Source organism: Streptomyces sp. NPDC039424 (genome assembly GCF_055639495.1).
Genome location: NZ_JBVKAI010000004.1, coordinates 271,496 through 289,713, shown reverse-complemented (window position 1 = coordinate 289,713; position 18,218 = coordinate 271,496). Strand labels below are relative to the sequence as shown.

The 18,218-nt window shown below is 72.9% G+C and carries 14 protein-coding genes; 7 read left to right on the top strand and 7 right to left on the bottom strand.

What is annotated here, in order from left to right; genetic code table 11:
* Window positions 1-14: 14 nt before the first annotated feature.
* Window positions 15-1,169 (bottom strand): dihydrodipicolinate synthase family protein, encoded by a 1,155-nt coding sequence (locus ACZ7L0_RS12650; protein WP_471242437.1) that lies wholly within the window; start codon window positions 1,167-1,169, stop codon window positions 15-17.
* Window positions 1,166-2,317, bottom strand: a complete 1,152-nt coding sequence (locus ACZ7L0_RS12645; RefSeq protein WP_471242436.1) for a Gfo/Idh/MocA family protein — start codon at window positions 2,315-2,317, stop codon at window positions 1,166-1,168. Before ACZ7L0_RS12645 ends, ACZ7L0_RS12650 begins: the two co-directional genes overlap by 4 nt.
* 244 nt (window positions 2,318-2,561) lie before the next feature.
* Between ACZ7L0_RS12645 and ACZ7L0_RS12640 the strand changes: the two genes are divergently transcribed.
* The 4 genes from ACZ7L0_RS12640 (at window position 2,562) to ACZ7L0_RS12625 (ending at window position 7,010) form a co-directional block, all read left to right on the top strand.
* Window positions 2,562-3,608, top strand: coding sequence for a LacI family DNA-binding transcriptional regulator (locus tag ACZ7L0_RS12640; protein ID WP_471242435.1), 1,047 nt, complete (start codon window positions 2,562-2,564; stop codon window positions 3,606-3,608).
* 589 nt (window positions 3,609-4,197) lie between these two features.
* Window positions 4,198-4,791 carry a dihydrofolate reductase family protein gene (locus ACZ7L0_RS12635; RefSeq protein ID WP_471242434.1) on the top strand — a complete coding sequence of 198 codons (594 nt, stop codon included), beginning with the start codon at window positions 4,198-4,200 and terminating at the stop codon, window positions 4,789-4,791.
* Between the two features lie 69 nt (window positions 4,792-4,860).
* Window positions 4,861-5,661 carry a sugar phosphate isomerase/epimerase family protein gene (locus ACZ7L0_RS12630; RefSeq protein WP_471242433.1) on the top strand — a complete coding sequence of 267 codons (801 nt, stop codon included), beginning with the start codon at window positions 4,861-4,863 and terminating at the stop codon, window positions 5,659-5,661.
* Window positions 5,662-5,771: 110 nt separating this feature from the next.
* The gene (locus tag ACZ7L0_RS12625) at window positions 5,772-7,010 is read left to right on the top strand and encodes an MFS transporter (RefSeq protein ID WP_471242432.1); all 1,239 of its coding nucleotides are present in this window, start codon (window positions 5,772-5,774) and stop codon (window positions 7,008-7,010) included.
* On the opposite strand, the gene ACZ7L0_RS12620 is transcribed toward ACZ7L0_RS12625, so the two are convergent.
* Complete coding sequence (locus ACZ7L0_RS12620) at window positions 6,916-7,635, bottom strand: GNAT family N-acetyltransferase (protein ID WP_471242431.1); 720 nt, start codon at window positions 7,633-7,635, stop codon at window positions 6,916-6,918. The genes ACZ7L0_RS12625 and ACZ7L0_RS12620 overlap by 95 nt on opposite strands.
* 116 nt (window positions 7,636-7,751) lie before the next feature.
* A complete protein-coding gene (locus ACZ7L0_RS12615; protein WP_471242430.1) occupies window positions 7,752-8,750 on the bottom strand; it encodes a helix-turn-helix transcriptional regulator in 999 nt (332 codons plus the stop codon).
* 100 nt (window positions 8,751-8,850) lie between these two features.
* On the opposite strand from ACZ7L0_RS12615, the gene ACZ7L0_RS12610 reads away from it, so the two are divergent.
* From ACZ7L0_RS12610 to ACZ7L0_RS12600, 3 genes are all read left to right on the top strand, one after another.
* Window positions 8,851-9,270, top strand: coding sequence for a DUF3224 domain-containing protein (locus tag ACZ7L0_RS12610; RefSeq protein WP_471242429.1), 420 nt, complete (start codon window positions 8,851-8,853; stop codon window positions 9,268-9,270).
* A 490-nt stretch (window positions 9,271-9,760) separates the two neighbouring features.
* Window positions 9,761-11,602, top strand: a complete 1,842-nt coding sequence (locus tag ACZ7L0_RS12605) for a glycoside hydrolase family 3 protein (RefSeq protein WP_471242428.1) — start codon at window positions 9,761-9,763, stop codon at window positions 11,600-11,602.
* A 120-nt stretch (window positions 11,603-11,722) separates the two neighbouring features.
* The gene (locus ACZ7L0_RS12600) at window positions 11,723-12,361 is read left to right on the top strand and encodes a hypothetical protein (protein WP_471242427.1); all 639 of its coding nucleotides are present in this window, start codon (window positions 11,723-11,725) and stop codon (window positions 12,359-12,361) included.
* 37 nt (window positions 12,362-12,398) lie between these two features.
* Here ACZ7L0_RS12600 and ACZ7L0_RS12595 read toward each other — a convergent pair whose 3' ends face one another.
* From ACZ7L0_RS12595 to ACZ7L0_RS12585, 3 genes are all read right to left on the bottom strand, one after another.
* The gene (locus ACZ7L0_RS12595) at window positions 12,399-13,814 is read right to left on the bottom strand and encodes a S28 family serine protease (protein WP_471242426.1); all 1,416 of its coding nucleotides are present in this window, start codon (window positions 13,812-13,814) and stop codon (window positions 12,399-12,401) included.
* Between the two features lie 98 nt (window positions 13,815-13,912).
* Window positions 13,913-14,302, bottom strand: coding sequence for a hypothetical protein (locus ACZ7L0_RS12590; protein ID WP_471242425.1), 390 nt, complete (start codon window positions 14,300-14,302; stop codon window positions 13,913-13,915).
* Window positions 14,303-14,422: 120 nt separating this feature from the next.
* Window positions 14,423-18,142, bottom strand: coding sequence for an ABC transporter ATP-binding protein (locus tag ACZ7L0_RS12585; protein WP_471242424.1), 3,720 nt, complete (start codon window positions 18,140-18,142; stop codon window positions 14,423-14,425).
* Window positions 18,143-18,218: the final 76 nt, after the last annotated feature.

The following is an 18,218-nucleotide window of genomic DNA, read 5'->3' as shown; positions in this document are numbered from 1 at the left end:
GAGGCCGGGCTTGCTCACTGGTTCACCCCGTACAGCGACAGCAGGTTCTTCATCCGCTCCTGAGCGAGCTTGGGGTCCGGGAACAGGCCCAGTCCGTCGGCGAGTTCGTAGGCGCGGGCGAAGTGCGGGAGGGAGCGGGCCGACTGCAGGCCGCCGACCATCGTGAAGTGTGCCTGATGGCCCGCGAGCCAGGCCAGGAACACCACGCCCGTCTTGTAGAAGCGGGTGGGGGGCTGGAAGAGGTGGCGGGACAGTTCGACGGTGGGGTCGAGCAGGGCGCGGAAGCCGGCCGTGTCGCCCGTGTCGAGGACCCGTACCGCCTCGGCCGCCAGCGGGCCCAGCGGGTCGAAGATGCCGAGCAGGGCGTGGCTGAAGCCCCGCTCGTCGCCCGCGATCAGCTCGGGGTAGTTGAAGTCGTCGCCGGTGTAGCAGCGCACGCCCTGCGGGAGGCGGCGGCGCAGGTCGATCTCGCGCTGGGCGTCCAGCAGGGAGATCTTCACGCCCTCGACCTTGTCGGGGTGGGCGGCGATGACCTCCAGGAAGGTGCCGGTGGCCGTGTCGAGGTCGGAGGAGCCCCAGTAGCCCTCCAGCGCCGGGTCGAACATCGGGCCGAGCCAGTGCAGGATCACCGGTTCGGTGGCCTGGCGCAGGAGGTGGCCGTAGACCTCCAGGTAGTCCTCGGGGGACTTCGCCGTGGCCGCCAGGGCCCGCGACGCCATCAGGATCGCCTGCGCGCCGGAGGCCTCGACCAGGGCGAGCTGCTCCTCGTACGCCGCGCGGATCTCGGTGAGCGAGCCGCCGCCCGTGAGCTGGTCGGTGCCGACCCCGCAGGCGATCCGCCCGCCCACGCCGCGGGCCTCGGCCGCCGACCGGCGGATCAGCTCGGCGGCGCCCGCCCAGTCCAGGCCCATCCCGCGCTGGGCGGTGTCCATCGCCTCGGCGACCCCGAGCCCGTGGGACCACAGGTGGCGGCGGAAGGCGAGGGTGGCGTCCCAGTCGACGGCGGCGGGCGAGTCGGGGGACACGTCGGCGTACGGGTCGGCGACGACGTGCGCCGCCGAGAAGACCGTACGGGAGGTGAGGGGCGTGCCGGGGCTGGGGGCGAGCGGCTCGGTGCGCGGCTCGTAGGTCCTCAGGCCCCCGTTGCCGTCGGGCAGTCGGATGGTCACAGCGCGATCTCCGGTACGTCGATGCGGCGGCCCTCGGCCGACGACTTCAGGCCCAGCTCGGCGAGCTGGACGCCACGGGCGCCGGCCAGCAGGTCCCAGTGGTAGGGAGCATCGGCGTAGACGTGCTTGAGGAACAGCTCCCACTGGGCCTTGAAGCCGTTCTCGAACTCATCGTTGTCGGGGACCTCCTGCCACTGGTCGCGGAAGGCCTCGGTGGCGGGGATGTCGGGGTTCCAGACGGGCTTGGGGGTGGCGGAGCGGTGCTGGACGCGGCAGTTGCGCAGGCCCGCGACGGCCGATCCTTCCGTCCCGTCCACCTGGAACTCCACCAGCTCGTCGCGGCCCACGCGGACCGCCCAGGAGGAGTTGATCTGGGCGATCGCACCGCCGTCGAGCTCGAAGACGCCGTACGCGGCGTCGTCGGCGGTGGCGTCGTAGGGCTTGCCGTTCTCGTCCCAGCGCTGCGGGATGTGGGTGGTGGCGAGGGCCTGGACGGACTTCACACGGCCGAACAGCTCGTGCAGGACGTACTCCCAGTGCGGGAACATGTCGACGACGATGCCGCCGCCGTCCTCGGCGCGGTAGTTCCAGGAGGGGCGCTGGGCGGGCTGCCAGTCGCCCTCGAAGACCCAGTAGCCGAACTCGCCGCGGATGGAGAGGATCCGGCCGAAGAAGCCGCCGTCGATGAGCCGCTTCAGCTTGAGCAGGCCGGGGAGGAAGATCTTGTCCTGGACGACGCCGTGCTTGATGCCGGCGGCGTGTGCGAGCCGGGCGAGTCCGAGGGCGCCGTCGAGGCCGGTGGCGGTGGGCTTCTCGGTGTAGACGTGCTTGCCCGCGGCGATCGCCTTCCTGATCGACTCCTCGCGGGCGGAGGTGACCTGGGAGTCGAAGTAGATGTCGGTCTCCGGGTCGGCGAGGACCGCGTCCACGTCCGTGGAGACGTGCTCCAGGCCGTGCCGTTCGGCGATCTCCCTCAGGGCGTGTTCACGGCGGCCGATCAGGACCGGCTCCGGCCACAGCACGGTGCCGTCGCCGAGGTCGAGTCCGCCCTGGTCGCGCAGGGCGAGGATCGACCGGACGAGGTGCTGGCGGTAGCCCATGCGTCCGGTGACGCCGTTCATGGCGATACGCACCGTCTTGCGTGTCACGTCAGTCCCCTTCGTGGGCGTCGCGCGCCCCAGTGCAGCAAGCGCTTTCTATCTGATGAGAAGCTAGCCTCTGACCGGGGGTCCGGACAAGGCCTAGTCCACTTCGAATTGTTCGAGGGGTCGAACAACTGGGGTGATTGGCCTTAAGGTCTGCACGACACCGCACGGAACCGTGGCCGGGGCTTGCCTGTCTACGAGGACGTACGAGGACGTACGACAAGATGCGCGACCGGAGGACGACGACATGACGGTGACCCTTGCGGACGTGGCGGCCCGCGCCCAGGTCTCGCCCGCGACGGTGTCGCGCGTACTGAACGGCAACTACCCCGTGGCCGCCTCCACCCGGGAGCGGGTGCTGCGGGCGGTGGACGAGCTCGACTACGTCCTCAACGGCCCCGCGAGCGCCCTGGCGGCGGCCACCTCCGACCTCGTGGGCATCCTCGTCAACGACATCGCCGACCCCTTCTTCGGCATCATGGCCGGTGCCATCCAGGGCGAGATCGGCGGCCCCGGCGGACGGGCCGGCGGCGAACGGCTGGCCGTCGTCTGCAACACCGGCGGCTCACCGGAGCGCGAACTGACCTACCTCACCCTGCTCCAGCGGCAGCGGGCCGCGGCCGTGGTGCTCACCGGCGGCGCCGTGGAGGTGGAGCCGCACGCGTCGGCGGTGGCGGCGAAGCTGCGCAAGCTCGCGGAGGCCGGCACCCGGGTGGTGCTGTGCGGGCGGCCGCCGGCCCCCGACACCCAGGCCATCGCGCTCACCTTCGACAACCGCGGGGGCGCACGGCAGCTGACCGAACACCTGATCGGCCTCGGTCACCGGCGCCTCGGCTACATCGCGGGCCCCGAGGAACGGACCACCACCCGGCACCGGCTGGAGGGCCACCGCGAGGCGCTGGCCGCGGCCGGTATCGAGGAGGACCCGCGCTGGACGGTGCACGGCCGCTACGACCGGCGCTCCGGTTACGAGGCGACGCTGGAACTGCTGCGCCGGGACCCTTCGCTGACCGCCGTCGTCGCCGCGAACGACTCCGTCGCCCTCGGCGCCTGCGCCGCCCTGCGCGACTCCGGACTGCGGATTCCGGCCGACGTGTCGGTCGCCGGGTTCGACGATCTGCCGTTCAGCATCGACGCGGTGCCCTCCCTCACGACGGTCCGGCTGCCGCTGGCCGAGGCGGGGGCGCGGGCCGGACGCATCGCCATGGGGCGCGAGGAGCCGCCGCCCGGGGGCATCGCGACGGTTCGGGGGGAGCTGATGGTCCGGGGGTCGTCCGGGGTGCCACGCGGTTGATACGTCGGCAGTTCGCACGTGCCGCCGCATGAGCCCGCACCCTGCGCGGATGCGGGGCGCCTGGCCGGGGGGTGTCCCCAGCCCCCGCTCTGGGCCTGACCGGCCTCGCCCCGAATCGCCGGAACCGCGACGGCGGGGCGGCCGTGTGCGGCGGGGGGGTTGCCGGGGCCGGTGCGGGCGCCTGCTGAGGGGCTGCCGCCCCCGGACCCCGCTCCCAGCCTGACCGGCCTCGCCCCGAATCGCCGGAACCGCGGCGCGGGTTGGCCGTGTGCGGCGGGGAGTTGCCGGGGCCGGTGATGGGCCCCCGGCCAGACGGCGGGAGTTCGCACGTGCCGCCGCCTGGCCCGCACCCGGCGCGGATGCGGGCCGCCTGGCCGGGGGCACCCCCAGCCCCCGCTCTCAGCCTGAACGGCCTCGTCCTCGAGCGCCGGGTGGGCTGGATGGTGTGGTCCGGCGTCGTCATGATGTGGACCGACGTTGAAGGCCGCGGACACGGGCCCGCGAGCGATGAGTTTCGCTCGCCGCCGTGGTCTTCTCTGCCGTGATCGCCCGAACAGGCGACGGCATCCAAGACGAGGGAGTGGTTCCGATGCGCATCGTGGTCACCGAGTTCATCAGTCTCGACGGCGTCGTGCAGGCGCCCGGCGGGCCCGAGGAGGACACCGACGGGGGGTTCGCGCACGGCGGGTGGTCGCATCCGTTCTTCGACCCGGAGGTGGTGGGCGGGGCCTTCGCCGCGGGGCTGGAGAAGGCTGAGGCGCTGCTGTACGGGCGGCGGACGTGGCAGTCGATGGCGGCGGCGTGGCCGGAGCGGGCCGGGGATCCGTTCGCCGACCGGTTGAACTCGATGCGGAAGTACGTCGTCTCGGACACCCTCGAGGACGACGAGCTGACCTGGGAGAACACCGTCCGGATTCCCGGCGGTGAGGCCCTCGCCCGGATCCGTGAGCTGCGGGCGGCCGACGGCGGCGACCTCGCGATGATGGGGAGCCCGACGCTGGTGCGGGCGCTGCTCGGGGAAGGACTGGTGGACGAGCTGCAGCTCGTCGTGATGCCGGTGATCCTCGGCGGCGGTAAGTCGATCTTCCCCGCGGACGGGGGGAAGCGGACCCTGGAGCTGGTCTCCACGGTCAGCGGGAAGACGGGCGTGCTGGTGAACGTCTACCGGCCCGTCGGCGGATAGCGACGGGCCCGGCGGCTCGATCTGCGCGGATCGGGTGAGTGACGGGCCGTGCGGGGTAGTGTCCGCCCCATGAAGCTCGCGTTCTCCACCCTCGGTGTCCCCGGCCTGCCCGTACCGGAGGTACTGGCGCTCGCGGCCGAACACGGCTACCACGGCATCGAGCTGCGCGCCCATCCGGAGGAACCGGTGCACCCGGGCCTCGGCCCCGCCGAACGGGCCGACGTGGCCGCCGCGTTCAAGTCGACCGGGATCGAGCTCCTGGGGCTCGCCGGGTACGCGCGGGTCGCCGCGCCGGGTGATGACGGGCCCGTACTCGACGAGATCCGTCAGCTCCTGGAACTCGCCCATGACTTGGGGGCACCCTTCGTACGGGTGTTCCCGGGCGCCGCCCCCGACCAGTCCCCGGCGGAGGCCGACGCGACGGCGGCCCGGCGGCTGGGCACCGCCGCCGAGGACGCCGCGGCCCTCGGCGTCCGCATCCTGCTGGAGACCCACGACTCGCACCGCACCGGCGCCGACGTGATCCGCATCCTCGGCCCCGTGGGCCACCGGCAGGTCGGCGCGCTGTGGGACGTGATGCACACCTGGCTGGGCGGCGAGCAGCCCGCGGAGACGTACGCGGCGCTCTCCCCGCACCTCGGATACGTCCAGGTCAAGGACATCACCTCGGCCGAGGACACCACCCCGCTGCCGCTCGGCACCGGTGTGCTGCCGCTCACCGAGTGCGTGGAGGTGCTCTCCCGGCACGGCTGGGACGGCTGGCTGTGCTGGGAGTACGAGAAGCGGTGGTACGAGGCGGCCACCCCGCTCCCCGAACTGCTGGGCGCGGGCCGGGAACACCTCGTACGGCTGCTGAGCGACTCGGCGTAGGAGGCGGGGCAGGGGCGCCCGCTAATTGAGTGGCCCGGCCGGCGGGCGCCCGGTTAACCTCCGCCGGTGATTCAGCAGCCCGCCCCGCCGCGCAGTCCCGCACCGCTCTCATGAGCCTGACGCGGACCCTCCTCGACACCACCCCTCTTCGCGTCTCCCCCGTCTTCCGGCGACTGCTGATCGGCCGGACCGTGTCGCTGCTGGGCGGGTCCATGACCATGGTCACGGTCATGTACCAGGTGTGGGGCCTGACCCACAGCACGGCCTGGACCGGCGCGGTGGGGCTGGCGCAGGCGCTGCCGCTGGTCACCTTCGGCCTGTTCGCCGGGGCCTGGGTGGACCGGGCCGACCGGCGGCGGGTCTATCTGATCGCCGTCGTCGGCCAGGCGCTCTGCTCGGCCCTGCTCGCCGTGCAGGGCTTCACCGGACATGTCCCGGTGGCCGCCGTTCTCGCCCTGGTGGCCGTCCAGTCCACCTTCGGCGCGCTCGGCTCACCCGCGCAGGGCGTCTTCGTACCGCGCCTGCTGCCCAAGGAGCAGGTGGCCGCCGGACTGGCCCTGAACCAGGTCACCGGCCAGGCGATGCTGCTCCTCGGCCCCGCCCTGGCCGGCGTGCTGCTGGGCGGGCTGGGCATCGGCGTCTGCTACCTGCTGGACGCCCTGTCCTTCGGCGTCGGCTTCTACGGCGCCTTCGGCCTCCCGGCGCTCCCGCCCGAGGGCGAGCCGTCGCGGGCCGGACTGCAGGGCGTGCTGGACGGCCTGCGTTTCCTGGCCGGGCACCGGGCGGTCCGCGGCGCGCTGATCACCGACCTCGCCGCGACTGTGCTCTCCTTCCCCGTCAGCCTCTTCCCGCTGGTCAACGCCGAGCGCTTCGGCGACGACCCGCGCACGCTGGGCCTGTTCCTGTCGGCCCTGGCGGTCGGCGGGGTCGCCGCGGCGGCCCTGTCCGGCCCGGTCACCCGGTGGGGACGGCCCGGCCTGGTGATGCTGTGCGGCGCGGCCACCTGGGGCGGGGCACTCGTCCTCTTCGGCCTGTCCGCCGACCCGTGGGCCGGCCTCGGCCTCCTGGTCGTGGCCGGTGCCGCCGACGCCACCTCCGTCGTCTCCCGGACCACCATCGTCCAGACCCGCACCCCGGACGCCCTCCTCGGCCGTGTCACCGCGGCCGAGGCGATCGTGGGCCAGGCGGGCCCGAGCCTCGGCAACGTCCGCGGCGGCCTCCTGGCCGGCTGGACCTCCGGCACCACCGCCCTGATCACGGGCGGCCTGATGTGCCTCCTGGCGGTGGCGGCGGTGGCCACGACGACACCGGAACTCCGCGACGGGGCCGGCCCGGCCACGGTTCAGTGAGCGCAGGCAGGAACCCCGCCACCCGCTTCTCCAGCCGCGCCCGGCACTGCGGCCACTCCGCCGCCGTGATCGAGAAGATCGCGGAGTCCCGGAGCCGCCCGTCCTCGCCCGCCGCCCAGGAGCGGGACCAGTTCCTCAGCACGCCCTCGAAGCGCGCCCCCGTACTCGCGATGGCCGCGCGGGAGCGGCTGTTGCGGGCGTCCGTCTTCAGGTCCACCCGCGAGACGCCCCAGTGCTCGAACGCGTACCGGAAGAGGAGGAGCTTGGCCTCGGCGTTCACGCCCGTGCCCTGCGCCGACGCGCCGAGCCAGGTGAAGCCGACCTCCACGGCGTCCAGCTGATCGTCGGTCAGCCGGCAGCGCGGATCCCAGTACCCCGTGGCGCCGACCGCCCGGCCCGTGGCCGTCGATATCTGGGCGTACGGTGCCAGGCGCCCCGTCGCGGCCCGGGCCAGCTGGGCGTCGACGTAGGCGCCGACCTCGTCGGCCCGGGGCACCCAAGTGAACGCGTAGGTGTCCCGGTTCTCCTCGGCCGCCCTCGCCAGGTCGGCCGTATGGCGGTGGTCCAGCGTTTCGAGGCGCACCAGCGCACCTTCCAGAACCGGTCCCTCCAGCCTGAAGCTCACGTCGCAGGCCCCCTGCCTCGTCACCACCCCGTCCGCGGCCGCGCGAACGCCTCGTGGAAGTCCGGGAAAGTCTCGCGGACGCACCCGGGATCGTCGAACGAAATACCCCGCGGACATCACTGCTGCAGCGCCGCCAGGCCGTAGCGGTGGGCCAGTGCGGCCACGGCCTCCGTCATCGCCTCCCGCAGCCCGGGCGGGTCGAGCACCTCCGCCTCCGGGCCGAGGCGGAGCAGGTCGGTGACCGCCACGGACCGTGTCTCCACCGGCATCTCCACCTCCACCCAGCCCTCGTCGTCCGGCGGTCCGGCGGCGTCCAGGGCCCGTCTGCCGAGCGCCCCGAACTGCATCGGCAGCAGGCGCTGGGCCCTGGGGGAGATCCGCAGCCGCGCGGTGTCCTGGTGGAGCGCCTCCTCCAGGCGCCGGGAGGACTCCCCCCAGTGGGCGGCCAGGTCGAATCCGGCCGGCCGTTCGAAGGTGTCGTCGGTGAGGTCCACGGTCACGAACCTCGACAGGCGGTACGTCCGCACCGTCGCCGCCGGCCGCTCTCCCCCGTCCGCCAGCGCCACCAGGTACCAGTTGCCGCCCTTGAGCACGAGTCCGAGAGGCCGCAGTTCCCGCCGTACCTCCCCGCGCCAGCGCCGGTAGTGCGCGCGCAGCGTCCGCTGTTCCCACACCGCCCGCGCGACCGGCTCCAGACACGGCACCGGGTCGGCGTCCCGGAACCAGGCCGGGGTGTCGAGGTGGAAGCGTTCCTGGACGCGCCGGGTGCGCTCGGCGAGCTCGGCCGGGAGGGCGGCGCGCAGTTTCAGCTGGGCGGTCGCCAGGACCGCGCCGAGGCCCAGGTCCCGCGCCGGGCCGGGCGCTCCGGCGAGGAAGAGGGCGCCGGCCTCGGCGTCGGTGAGGCCGGTCAGACGGGTGCGGTAGCCGTCCATGAGGCGGTAGCCGCCCGCGGGGCCGCGGTCGGCGCAAACCGGTACGCCGGAGGCGCCCAGCGCCTCGATGTCCCGGTAGACCGTACGGACCGACACCTCCAGCTCCGCGGCGAGTTCGGGGGCGGTCATCCGGCCGCGGTTCTGGAGCAGCAGGAGCAGGGAGAGGAGCCGGTCGGCACGCATGGCGTCATTCTGCCGACTCCGTCGCCGTACCTGACAGAAGGTGTCAGGTATGGCGGCCAGGCTGGGCTGCACCACACGGCGCACGACCGAAGGGACCCGCATGCCCACGCACACCACCGGCCACATCTCCTACGCCGACTGGCAGGAGAACCCGGCCGGCCCGCAGGAGCCGCTGCCGAGGCTGGCCCGCGCCTCCGTCGTCAACTCCTTCACCGGCGGCATCGAGGCGGCCCGTACGACCTGCGAGTACACGATCGTCTACGGCACGGAGAAGACCGGCACGTTCACGGGCCTGGAGCTGCTGGCCGGGCGGCTGGACGGGCGGGAGGGGAGCTTCGTCCTGGAGCAGCGCGGGTCGTTCGAGGCGGACGGCTCGGTCCGCTGCTCCTTCGAGGTGGTGCCGGGGACGGGCACCGGGGAGCTGGCCGGACTGCGCGGCACCGGCACCTTCGTCTACCGGCCCGGCGAGACGCCCTTCCCGTACTCCTTCGACTACGACCTCGACGGACAGCCGGCCTGACGGGAGGTCACCGCGGGGCGGGAACCCGTCCCCGCCCCGCCCCGTCCAATCCGCGAACTGCCGGACGAGTCCGCACGGTGCGGTGTCGGCCCTCGCCACTTGCCGCGATCGCCGACCACCCTCTCCGCCGCACCGCGCACCCGGCAGCACACCGCCATCGGCGCGCCACCCTCCATTGCGCCGATGGCGGCCCCCTGCCTGGCGAGGGCGTGCCCGGCGGATCAGGCCGGAGACGCGGGGTCTGGCACGCACATCTGCGGCGTTGTCGTCGGTTGTCGATGCTCCGCATCGACGCCCTCCTCCGCCTTGCAGCTGCACGCACCAGCCCCCGCTCACGTCCGCCGAACGGGTGCTGTGGCTCTCCTCCGGCCTGATCCGCCGGGCACGCCCGGTGCATTCCCTTGACTGGCAGAAACTTCCCGGATATGGGTGACTCCTCGGAAGTTTCCTTCAGCGGACCTCCAGCGGATCCTTTCCGGAAGGAGCGCACGTGCACAACACCGGCACGGGAAGCACGGGAAACCCCGCACGCCCCTCCAGACGTACCGTCCTCGCCGCGACGGCGGGGGTCACCGCCGCCGTGACGGCCGGCGGCACGGCACACGCCGTACGCCCCGAGAAGGCCGACGACCACCAGCTCCGCGCCCTCATCTCCCGTATGACACTGGAGGAGAAGGTCGGGCAGCTGTTCGTGATGCGGGTGTACGGGCACTCGGCCACCGCCCCCGACCAGGCCGACATCGACGCCAACCTCAAGGAGATCGGCGTACGGACGGCCACCGAGCTGATCGCCAAGTACCGGGTCGGCGGCATCATCTACTTCACCTGGGCCCACAACACCCGGGATCCGCACCAGATCGCGGACCTCTCCAACGGCATCCAGAAGGCCTCCCTGCAGCAGCCTCGCGGCCTGCCGGTGCTCATCACCACCGACCAGGAGCACGGCGCCGTCTGCCGGGTCGGCAGGCCCGCGACCCTGTTCCCCGGCGCGATGGCGATCGGCGCCGGCGGCTCCCGCACCGACGCCCGCACCCTCGGCCGGATCTCCGGCGAGGAGCTGCGCGCGATCGGCATCCGCCAGGACTACTCCCCCGACGCGGACGTGAACGTCAACCCGGCCAACCCGGTCATCAACGTACGGTCCTTCGGCGCCGACCCGCAGGCCGTGGCCGGGCTGGTGGCCGCCGAGGTGAAGGGGTACCAGGCCGCCGGGGTCGCGGCGACCGCCAAGCACTTCCCGGGGCACGGGGACACCGCCGTCGACAGCCACTACGGCTTCCCGGTCATCACGCACAGCCGCGAGCTGTGGGAGAAGCTGGACGCGGCGCCCTTCCGGGCGGCGATCCGGGCGGGCATCGACTCGGTGATGACCGCGCACATCCAGTTCCCGGCCCTCGACGACTCCGGCGACCCGGCCACCCTCTCCCGCCCCATCCTCACCGGGATCCTGCGCGGCGAACTCGGCTACGACGGGGTCGTGGTCACCGACTCCCTCGGTATGGAGGGCGTCCGCACGAAGTACGGGGACGACCGGGTGCCGGTGCTCGCGCTGAAGGCGGGCGTGGACCAGCTGCTCAATCCGCCGTCGCTGGACGTGGCGTGGAACGCCGTGCTGAAGGCGGTCCGGGACGGCGAGCTGACCGAGGCCCGGCTGGACGAGTCGATCCTGCGCATCCTGCGGCTGAAGGCGAAGCTGGGGCTGCTCGACCGCCCGTACGTCAGCGCCTCCGGCGTCGACCGCACGGTCGGCACGCCGAAGCACCTGGCGGCGGCCGACCGCATCGCCGACCGCACGACCACACTGCTGGTCAACAAGGGCCGGCTGCTCCCGCTCTCCCGCCGTACGCACACCAGGCTGCTGGTGGTCGGCGCGGACCCGGCCTCGCCCTCCGGCACCACGGGCCCGCCCACCGGCGTCCTGGCCGGCGCACTCACCGAGCTGGGCTTCACGGCCACCGCTCTGTCGACCGGGACGGCACCCTCCGCCGCGACCATCGGCAAGGCGGTCACGGCCGCGCGGGAGGTGGACGCGGTGATCGTGGCGACGTACAACGTCACGGCGAGCAGCAGCCAGAAGACGCTGGTGGAGCAACTGGTCGGCACCGGCAGGCCGGTGGTGGCGGTCGCCGTCCGCAACCCGTACGACGTGGCCCAGCTCCCGTCCGTGAAGGCGTACTTGGCGGCCTACTCCTGGACCGACGTCGAACTGCGGGCCGCCGCACGGGTGATCGCAGGGCGGATCGGGCCGCGCGGGAAGCTGCCGGTGCCGGTGCAGCGGGCGGATGATCCGGCCCAGGTGCTGTACCCCATCGGCCACGGGCTGACGTACTAGACGTACGCCGCAGACCGGGCGTAACACCCACATCGGCCGGAAAGCCTCCCGAACGTCTGGCGTGGCCCCCTCGCCGCGCGCCACGCTGGGCGGGGGTGCCCGGGGGGCCTGGGGGTGACGATGCGCGGGCGGCGTTCCGTGGGGTTGATGTGCGGGCTGGTGTGCGGGCTGCTGGCGCTGCCCCTCGCCCTGCTGACGGGATGCCAGCGCACGCCCGGCCCCGTCGGCGGCGGCACACCGGCCGCGGCGGCCACGCCCGCCCCGGTCGGCGGGTACGGCGCCCGGTTCCTCGGGGCCGACGAGTGCAGCTCCTTCGGGACCGCCGGCTTCACCGAGGTCCCGTGCGCGGGCGAACGGGCGGCGGCCCGGGTCGCCGCCCGCCATGACGGCACCATGAGCGACGGTCCGCCGTGCCCGCCGACCACCGACTTCGTCCTGCACATCAGCGAGCGGCGCCCGTCCTACGACGAGGACGGCGACGGCACGATCCCCCAGGGCTACGCCTGCATGCGCAACCTCCGGCCCCCGCACCCGGGCGACCCGGGCCGCGGTGGCGGCCCCCGCACGATCACCGGCGACTGCGTCTACCACTCGGGCGAGGGCCAGGTCCGCGAGACGGCCTGCGACGGCTCGGGTGGGCACGAACCCCAGTACCGGGTCATGAGGGCGGTGTCCGCCCGGGCCCGCTGCCCCGCGTCGACCGCCCTGTACGTCCAGCTCGGCGGCCCGAATCCGGTGGGGTGCGCCCGGCGGGTGTGAGGTGCCCCCGCCGGGCTCGTCCCGAACCGGACCGGCGTCACGGCCGCAGCGCGGGCTCCCGCTCCACGTCCCGTGCGTCCAGCTTCGCGTCGTGGCGCGCCAGTGGCTTCGCCGCCGACGGGTCCGCCCGCACCGCCGGGGAGGCGACGCCCGCCCACTCCAGGATCCGCGCGGTGGCCAGCGCCTTCTCGTCGGCCGTCAGGCCCGCGACGTTGGCTCCGTGGTTCAGGCCGGGCGCGGTGAAGACGTAGGAGTCCTTCGCGCCCTTGCCGGGCCGGAACCGCTCCGAACCCCACGGGTCGTTCTGGCCGTAGACGAAGAGCGTGTGCCGGGCATGGTGGCGGACCCAGGTGTCGACGTCCCGCATGGCGCCCCGCTGGAAGCGCATCGGGATGGAGCGCGGCACGAAGTTCCGCGGGGGCTGGTAGCCGTAGCGGATCAGCTTCTTCTCGATGTACGGGAAGTGGATCGTGGGCGCGCCCAGCTGGGTGCCCGCCTGGTAGTAGTACGGCGTGTACGGCTCCAGGCCCTGGTCGGTGTAGGCGGAGAAGCCGGAGATGGTGTCGACCGAGTCCCAGATCTCCTGGTCGGTGGCGTTCGCCGCGTCCGCGGGGACCGTGTCGCAGTCGGCGAGCAGGCTGTACTGCCAGAAGCCCCAGACGTAGTCGAGGACGACCGCCTCGTAAGCGCGGTCGAGGCCGCCGATGGTGGTGAAGGTGTAGTCGTTGTCGGCGGCGTAGCGCGCGTACTTCTTCTCCAGCGGCTCCCGGCGCACCAGCGCCTCCCGCTGCACGGCGTTCAGCCGGTCCCGGCACTCCTTGGTGCCGACGGTGGCGAAGAAGCGGTCGTACGCCGAGTCCTCGTCCTCGACGACGTCGTTGGGGGCGACGTACGCGACGACGCCGTCCATGTCATGGGGATAGAAGCGCTCGTAGTAGGTGGCGGTCATGCCGCCCTTCGAGCCGCCGGTCGCGATCCAGTTCCCGGTGTAGACGGCCTTCAGGGCCTTGAAGATCCGGTGCTGGTCGCTCGCCGCCTGCCGGATGTCGAGCTCGGACCAGTCGGCCGGGTCGGGGCGGGACGGCGTGAAGAAGCGGTACTCCATGGAGACCTGGTTGCCGTCCACGATCTGGGTCGGCTCGCGGCGGCCGGGAGTCGTCGAGACGTTGTAGCCGCTGGTGTAGAAGACCGTCGGGCGGGAGACGTCCTTGTGCAGCACGGTGATCCGCTGCTGGAAGGTGCCCTTGGACGGGTGCCGGTGGTCGACCGGCTGGGTGTAGTTCAGGACGAAGTAGCGGTAACCGGGGTAGGGCTTCTCCTCGATCAGGCTCATCCCCGGTATCGCGAGCAGTCGGTCCTTGATGTCCGGCTGGGCGGCGGTGGCCGCCCCGGCCGTGCTCACCGTGCCTATGAGCACCGTGAGCGCCAGCAGCCATCTGAGCGCCTTGCGCATGACCCTCCCCTGGATCCTGTGAGACGGATGTGCGCCGGAAGCTATCGGAGCAACACCCTTCACACCAGAGGGGGTTGGGTTGTCAGAACCTCACGGCCTCAGCACAGGATCCAGCCGGAGCTCACCGAGGAGCGGCCCACCGAGCCCTTGATCCACACGCACCGGTGGCCGGCGTGCACCGTCACGGGCCCCGCGCGGTGCGCGTAGCGGCCCTTGTCGACGACCGGGCGGTTGCCGCGCGCCTGCACGCTGACCGACATCGTGCGCTTGGTGCCGGGGTGCTTGGGCAGGGTGAGCGCGCAGACGTAGCCGTTGCTCTTGTAGACGTGCACGGTGCCGGCGGAGAAGGGCAGGGTCCTGACCTCGCGCCCCGCGCACGACGTCGACGCCGCCTGGGCGCTGCCCGGCAGGGCGACGGCGAACACCCCCGCCACCGTCAGCACGGCCGCGCCGCGCGCCAGGCACCGGCGTATCGCACCTTTGTCCACTGTTGTCCTCCCGTACCGCGGACGTGCACCGGCCACGAAGGCCCTGACGTACTGATGTACGGACGCACAACATATGTCGGATGGTTGCACGGCCGTCAGCGGAACGCGCGGACCGGCTCGTCAGCGAGAGACGCCGACCGGCTCCTCCGGCTCGGCCTCGCCGACGAACGTCCGCCACAGCCGGGCGTACCGCCCGTCCAGGGCCAGCAGCTCCTCGTGGGTGCCGTCCTCGGCGACCCGGCCGTGGTCCATCAGCACGACCCGGTCCGCGCGGGCGGCCGTGGTCAGGCGGTGGGCGACGACCAGCGTCGTACGGCGGCCCGCGAGGCGGTCGGTGGCCTGGTTGACCTGCGCCTCCGTGGCCAGGTCGAGGGCGGCCGTGGCCTCGTCGAGCAACAGGACGTCGGGATCGACCAGTTCGGCGCGGGCGAGGGCGATCAGCTGGCGCTGGCCCGCCGAGAGGTTACGGCCGCGCTCGGCGACCTCGTGCAGATAGCCGCCGTCGAGCGTGGCGATCATGTCGTGCGCGCCGACCGCCCGGGCCGCCGCCTCCACCTCGGCGTCGGTGGCGTCGGGGCGGCCGTAGGCGATGGCGTCGCGCACGGTCCCCTGGAAGAGGTAAGCCTCCTGCGGGACGACCCCGAGGCGGTGCCGGTACGACGTCAGGTCCAGGGCGCGCAGGTCCGTGCCGTCGGCCGTGACCCGCCCGGCGGTCGGGTCGTAGAACCGCGCCACCAGCTTGACCAGCGTCGACTTGCCCGCGCCGGTCTCACCGACGAAGGCGACCGTCTGACCGGCGGGGATCGTGAGGTCGATGCCGCCCAGGGCCTCCTCGTCGTCGCCGTACGCGAAGTGCACGCCCTCGAAGGCGATGTCGCCGCGGAGCGAGAGCACCTCCAGCGGCTCCTCGGCGGACTCGGTGGACGTCGGCTCCTGGAGCAGCTCCTGGATGCGGCCCAGCGACACCGAGGCCTGCTGGTAGCCGTCGAAGACCTGGGAGAGCTGCTGGACGGGGGCGAAGAACAGGTCGATGTAGAGCAGGTACGCGACCAGCGCGCCGGTCGTCAGCGTGGCCGCCTCGATCCGGCCCGCGCCCGCGATCAGCACGGCCGCCGCGGCGACCGACGACAGCAGCTGGACGAAGGGGAAGTAGACGGAGATCAGCCACTGGCCGCGGATGCGGGCGCGCCGGTAGCTGTCGCTGCGCTCGGCGAACCGCCGCCCGCCGTCCCGCTCCCGCCGGAAGGCCTGCACGATCCGCAGCCCGGACACCGACTCCTGGAGGTCGGCGTTGACCGACGACACGCGCTCACGGGCGAGTTCGTACGCCTTCACGCTGGCCCGGCGGAAGAAGTACGTGGCGACGATCAGCGGCGGCAGGGTCGCGAAGACGACCAGCGCGAGCTGCAGGTCGAGCACCAGCAGGGCGACCATGATGCCGAAGAAGGTGACGACCGAGACGAACGCCGTGACCAGGCCGGTCTGCAGGAAGGTCGACAGCGCGTCGACGTCCGTCGTCATCCGGGTCATGATGCGCCCGGTCAGTTCCCGCTCGTAGTAGTCGAGTCCGAGCCGCTGGAGCTGGGCGAAGATCTTCAGGCGCAGCGCGTACAGGACGCGCTCACCGGTGCGGCCGGTCATCCGGGTCTCGCCGGTCTGCGCGGTCCACTGCACGAGGACGGTGAGCAGGGCGAGCAGGGACGCCGACCAGACCGCGCCGACGGCCATCCGGCTGACGCCCTGGTCGATGCCGTGCCGGATCAGGATCGGCAGCAGCAGGCCCATGCCCGCGTCCACCGCGACCAGCAGCAGGCTGATCAGCAGGGGCAGGCCGAAGCCGTGCAGCAGGCGCCTGAGGCCGTAGGAGTCCTCCGCGCGCACCGCCCGGGCCTCGTCGATGTCCGGGGTGTCGGTCGCCGGGGGCAGCGCCTCGACCTTGGCGAGGAGTTCGGGGGTGGCGGGGGTCCCGGCGTGGGCGGTGTCCTTGGGCTCGCGGTCGCCGGTCCACAGGCGGGGGGTCACCCCGCGCTCGGCGTCGAACTCGGCGTCCAGCTCGTCGCGTACGGAGGTGTCCTCCTCCGGCGCGGCGGCCGGGGTGTGGCCCGGGGAGACGCCGCCCAGCTCGTCGGGGTCGGTGAGCAGGCGGCGGTAGAGGGCGGAGCGCTCCTGGAGCTCCTCGTGGGTGCCGATGTCGGCGAGCCGGCCGGCGTCGAGGACGGCGATGCGGTCGGCGAGGTTGAGGGTGGAGCGGCGGTGCGCGATGAGCAGGGTCGTACGGCCGCGCATCACCTGCTTCAGGGCCTCGTGGATCTCGTGCTCCACGCGGGCGTCCACGGCGGAGGTCGCGTCGTCCAGGACGAGCAGCCGGGGGTCGGTGAGCAGGGCGCGGGCGAGCGCGACGCGCTGGCGCTGGCCGCCGGAGAGGGTGAGGCCGTGTTCGCCGACCTTGGTGTCGTAGCCGTCGGGCAGCTCGGCGATGAAACGGTCCGCCTGGGCGGCGCGGGCGGCGGCCTCGATCTCCTCCTGGGTGGCGTCGGGACGCCCGTACGCGATGTTGCTGCGCACGGTGTCGGAGAAGAGGAAGGAGTCCTCGGGCACCAGCCCGATCGCGGCCCTGAGCGAGTCGAGTGTCAGCTCGCGCACGTCGTGGCCGCCGACCAGGACGGCGCCGTGGGTGACGTCGTAGAAGCGCGGCAGGAGCAGGGAGACGGTGGACTTGCCGGAGCCGGAGGAGCCGACGACGGCGAGGGTCTCGCCGGAGCGGATCTCGAAGCTCAGCCCCTGGAGGACCGGGCGCTCGTCGTCGTACCCGAAGGACACGTCGTCGAACTCGACGGTCGCGGGGGCGTCGGCCGGGAGGGTCTTGGTGCCGTCCCGCATCGACGGCTCGGTGTCGATCAGCTCCAGCACCCGCTCGGTGCCCGCGCGGGCCTGCTGGCCGACGGTGAGGACCACGGCGAGCATCCGGACCGGGCCGACGAGCTGAGCGAGGTAGGTGGAGAAGGCGACGAAGGTGCCGAGGGTGATGTGGCCGCGTACGGCCAGCCAGCCGCCCAGCGCCAGCATGGCGACCTGGCCGAGCGCGGGGACGGCCTGCAGGGCCGGGGTGTACCTGCTGTTCAGCCGGATGGTGCGCAGGCGTCCCGCGAAGAGGCGGCGGCCGACCTCGCGCAGCTTGCCGGTCTCCTGCTCCTCCTGTCCGAAGCCCTTCACCACGCGTACGCCGCTGACCGCCCCGTCGACCACGCCCGCGACGGCGGCGGCCTGGGCCTGGGCGTACCAGGTGGCGGGGTGCAGCCGGGAGCGGCTGCGTCCCGCGATCCAGCCGAGCGCGGGGGCCACCGCGAGGGCGACCAGGGTCAGCGGCAGCGACAGCCAGGCCATGATCACCAGGGAGATCAGGAAGAGCAGTACGTTGCCGATGGTCATCGGCAGCATGAAGAGCAGGCCCTGGATCAGCTGGAGGTCGCTGGTGGCCCGGCCGACCACCTGCCCGGTGGACAGCTCGTCCTGGCGGCGGCCGTCGAGGCGGGTGATCGTCCCGTACATCTCCGTCCGCAGGTCGTGCTGGACGTCGAGGGCGAGACGTCCGCCGTAGTAGCGGCGGACGTAGGCCAGGGCGTAGACGAGGACGGCGGCGCCCAGCAGTGCGCCGGCCCAGGGGGCCATGTCCCGGCTGTGGTCGCCGATCACGTCGTCGATGATCACCTTGGTGACCAGCGGGACCAGGGCCATGACGGCCATGCCGGCGAGCGAGGCGCCCAGGGCCAGGACGACGTCCTTCGGATACCGCCACGCGTATCCGGCCAGTCGCCGTGCCCATCCCCGATGCGGTGTCACGCGGTGCCCTCCGTTTTTCGTCCTGGTGTACCGGAAGGCACCAACGCGCAAAGAAGCGGATTTCATCCCTCCGCAA

What these genes read in the sequence shown, in the direction of transcription:
- ACZ7L0_RS12640 (WP_471242435.1), top strand. Translation starts at nt 2,562, where the DNA reads ATGACGGTGACCCTTGCGGACGTGGCGGCCCGCGCCCAGGTCTCGCCC.
- ACZ7L0_RS12635 (WP_471242434.1), top strand. Translation starts at nt 4,198, where the DNA reads ATGCGCATCGTGGTCACCGAGTTCATCAGTCTCGACGGCGTCGTGCAG.
- ACZ7L0_RS12595 (WP_471242426.1), bottom strand. Translation starts at nt 13,814, where the DNA reads ATGCGCAAGGCGCTCAGATGGCTGCTGGCGCTCACGGTGCTCATAGGC.
- ACZ7L0_RS12630 (WP_471242433.1), top strand. Translation starts at nt 4,861, where the DNA reads ATGAAGCTCGCGTTCTCCACCCTCGGTGTCCCCGGCCTGCCCGTACCG.
- ACZ7L0_RS12625 (WP_471242432.1), top strand. Translation starts at nt 5,772, where the DNA reads ATGAGCCTGACGCGGACCCTCCTCGACACCACCCCTCTTCGCGTCTCC.
- ACZ7L0_RS12600 (WP_471242427.1), top strand. Translation starts at nt 11,723, where the DNA reads ATGCGCGGGCGGCGTTCCGTGGGGTTGATGTGCGGGCTGGTGTGCGGG.
- ACZ7L0_RS12610 (WP_471242429.1), top strand. Translation starts at nt 8,851, where the DNA reads ATGCCCACGCACACCACCGGCCACATCTCCTACGCCGACTGGCAGGAG.
- ACZ7L0_RS12615 (WP_471242430.1), bottom strand. Translation starts at nt 8,750, where the DNA reads ATGCGTGCCGACCGGCTCCTCTCCCTGCTCCTGCTGCTCCAGAACCGC.